This is a genomic window from Rivihabitans pingtungensis (assembly GCF_003201855.1).
Classification (GTDB): Bacteria; Pseudomonadota; Gammaproteobacteria; order Burkholderiales; family Aquaspirillaceae; genus Rivihabitans; species Rivihabitans pingtungensis.
In genome coordinates, this window is sequence record NZ_QJKI01000048.1 from 1 (window position 1) to 2,748 (window position 2,748).

A 2,748-nucleotide genomic window follows, 5' to 3' on the forward strand; every position below is an offset into this window, starting at 1 on the left:
GCCCATTCTTCGTCGCTGACATCGGATGGGTAAGGTTTGCGGTTTTCCATGGGGCTTGGATTTTACCGCTATGGGATAGTTCAGAACAGGCTCTAGCACAGAAGGAACCAGCAAGTGCTCAAACAATTAAAAATCACCAATGTCGGCCCGGCCAATATTGAGCTGGAATTTGCTGATCGACTGAATTTAATTACTGGCGACAACGGATTGGGCAAAAGTTTTTTGCTGGATATCGCTTGGTGGGCGATGACCCGAAAGTGGCCGGCAGAAGTCAACCCGAAACTGACCGCCGGCAAAGTGGCGCTCCCGACGGATAAAAAACAAAAAGCTGAAATTGGTTTCTCGTTTACTGGCGCGTCAAAAACCAAGGCGCACGCGATTGACTTTGACCCTCGCTTGCAAAACTGGAGCATTCCTCGTGGTCGGCCTGCCAACCCTGGCATGGTCTTTTATGCCATGGCCGATGGCAGCTTTGCCGTGTGGGACCCTGCGCGCAACTACTGGAAAAACAAAACAGAAGAACGCTCAGACCGCCCGCCCGCCTATGTATTCAGCCCAAAAGAAGTATGGGATGGCTTGCAACGTGATGATGGCGCCTGGCTGTGCAACGGCCTGATCCGCGACTGGGCAGGCTGGCAAAAAGAAAAAGGCCGCGCCTTTGAGTATCTGCTTGCCGTGTTGTCTGCATTGTCGCCATCCCCTGCTGAGCCACTGCAAGCAGGCGCATTGACGCGCATCAGCCTGGATGACGTGCGCGACATGCCCACACTGAAAATGCCTTACGGGCAAGATGTGGCGGTGGTGCATGCATCCTCTGGCATGCGCCGCGTGATTGCACTGGCCTATTTTTTGGTGTGGTGTTGGGAAGAACACCTGAAAGCCAAAGAACTGCTGGGCGAAGAGCCAGAAACAAAAGCCACCTTTTTGATTGATGAAGTGGAATCACATCTTCACCCAAGATGGCAGCGAACCGTCATCCCTGCGCTGATGCAGGTGATGGCCAAACTCACCACGTCGGCAGAAGTCCAGCTGATTGCCGTAACCCATTCCCCACTGGTGATGGCCTCCGTCGAACCCCAATTCGACCCGCAAAAAGACGCTTGGTGGGATCTTGATTTAATTTGCTCCGCACATCGCGAAGCCTCAGTCACGTTCACCAAACGCCAATTTGTGCGCCTGGGCGACGTTTCCCGCTGGCTGGTCAGCGACGCTTTTGACATGGCTAGCGCACGCTCTCTGGAAGCTGAAGTATTGTTACAGCAAGCAGGAAAAATCCTGTCTGAAGAAGTGATTGACGCCGCACAGGCAAAAGCCCTGGATGCAGCATTGCGCACCGTGTTAGGCGATACAGACCCCTTCTGGATTCGCTGGCGCTACGTTGGCGAAAAACAAGGGTGGCTAAAATGATCCCCGTGACAGCACAACCCGAACCCGCTGATTTTGATGCCAAGGTTCGCAAAAAAGGCCTGGCTTATCTTAACAAGCACGGATTTTTACTCAACCAACCTCTGCCTGCCAGCGCAGAAATAGCGCCGTATTGGCGCGACTGCTTGACCGACCTACACCAAGCATATGGCGGAGTGTGTGCATACATCGGGGTGTTTTTCGAGCGCGTGATGGGCGCTGGCAGTGTGGATCACTTCATCGCCAAATCCAGCCTTGCGGGGCAGGCCTACGAATGGAGCAACTATCGCTTAGCCTGCTCGACCATGAACAGCCGGAAACGTGAATACAACGATGTACTGGACCCATTCTTTCTTGCGCCCAATTCATTCTGGCTGCAACTGTCTACTGGGCATATTTATCCAAATCCGCACTTGGCCGCACAGCCAAGACGTATTGTTGAGCAAACCATTGAACGGCTTGGCCTGGATGATCCTGCATGTCGGGAACTGCGGGCGCGCTTGTACCAGGAGTATCTGGAGTATCAGCTTCCCTCAGACTACCTGAGGAAATTGTCACCTTTTATCTGGGGTGAAGCAAACCGTCAGGGGGTGTTATGACGGAGCGCCAAGGAAGGTCATATCTAATGCTTTTGGCTGGAGGATGCCATGGTTCACCTGAGTAAATTTTGTGCTTAGCTATTTAAAATTTTCATATGAAAGATGTTTATTTTGAAACACCATAACAAGAGCTTTTGCAGAACAAATTTGGATAAGTTGCGCGGCCTTGCCGTTAAAAACCCTGGCGCTTGAGATTGCTAATATACTTCAATTTTTTAAAGATTAGAAAATGAATGTTAAAGATGAAATCAAAAAACTCCGACTGGCAGAAGAGTTTGAATTTATGAATTCTGGAGCAATAGAACAGTTCTCCAAAAAAATAATAGGTAGATTATTGCAATCAACTAATGCGGCCTACTTTAGCCGATTGGGTGGCGAGTTAACATGTGATATCCCGCTAGGGCCACCAAATGCAGGCATTAGTCAAAATCCGTCAAACCCAAATAAACCCAAGATGGAAATTAGATCAAGGTTTCTTGAAGAGATTTATCAAGATGCATTTACGTTTACATTTTTTAGTGACCTGCTAGTCAAAAACACCAAAACACTTCAAGACTTACATGCACATTTAAGCAGCCCATATACTTTTGAAACAGGCCTTCCGCAAGTAAGGCTAGAGCATGTTCTGAACCATCCCAACAACATCAGGAAGGTGCGGCAGCATCAACATGGCAAACGCCACGTAATGTAATCCAGCCAGCGTCTGCGGCAGCTTCTCGTAAGCTCTGGCCAAACGCCGGAAGCG

Annotated in this window: 3 protein-coding genes; all 3 read left to right on the forward strand. The window is 49.9% G+C overall.

Features of this window, described 5'->3' with window-relative positions; genetic code table 11:
• The first annotated feature begins 114 nt into the window (after window positions 1-114).
• The 3 genes from DFR34_RS16645 to DFR34_RS17440 all read left to right on the forward strand — a co-directional run bounded on the left by DFR34_RS16645 (window position 115) and on the right by DFR34_RS17440 (window position 2,694).
• Window positions 115-1,407: an AAA family ATPase gene (locus DFR34_RS16645; RefSeq protein ID WP_110392272.1), complete on the forward strand. Its 1,293-nt coding sequence runs from the start codon at window positions 115-117 to the stop codon at window positions 1,405-1,407.
• On the forward strand, window positions 1,395-2,003 hold the full coding sequence (locus DFR34_RS16650) for an HNH endonuclease family protein (protein ID WP_211309470.1): 609 nt from the start codon (window positions 1,395-1,397) through the stop codon (window positions 2,001-2,003). The genes DFR34_RS16645 and DFR34_RS16650 overlap by 13 nt, the downstream gene beginning before the upstream one ends.
• 229 nt (window positions 2,004-2,232) lie before the next feature.
• On the forward strand, window positions 2,233-2,694 hold the full coding sequence (locus tag DFR34_RS17440) for a hypothetical protein (protein WP_211309471.1): 462 nt from the start codon (window positions 2,233-2,235) through the stop codon (window positions 2,692-2,694).
• The last annotated feature ends 54 nt before the right edge of the window (window positions 2,695-2,748 follow it).

Coding starts and splice junctions, on each gene's coding strand:
- DFR34_RS17440 (WP_211309471.1), top strand. CDS start 2,233: ATGAATGTTAAAGATGAAATCAAAAAACTCCGACTGGCAGAAGAGTTT.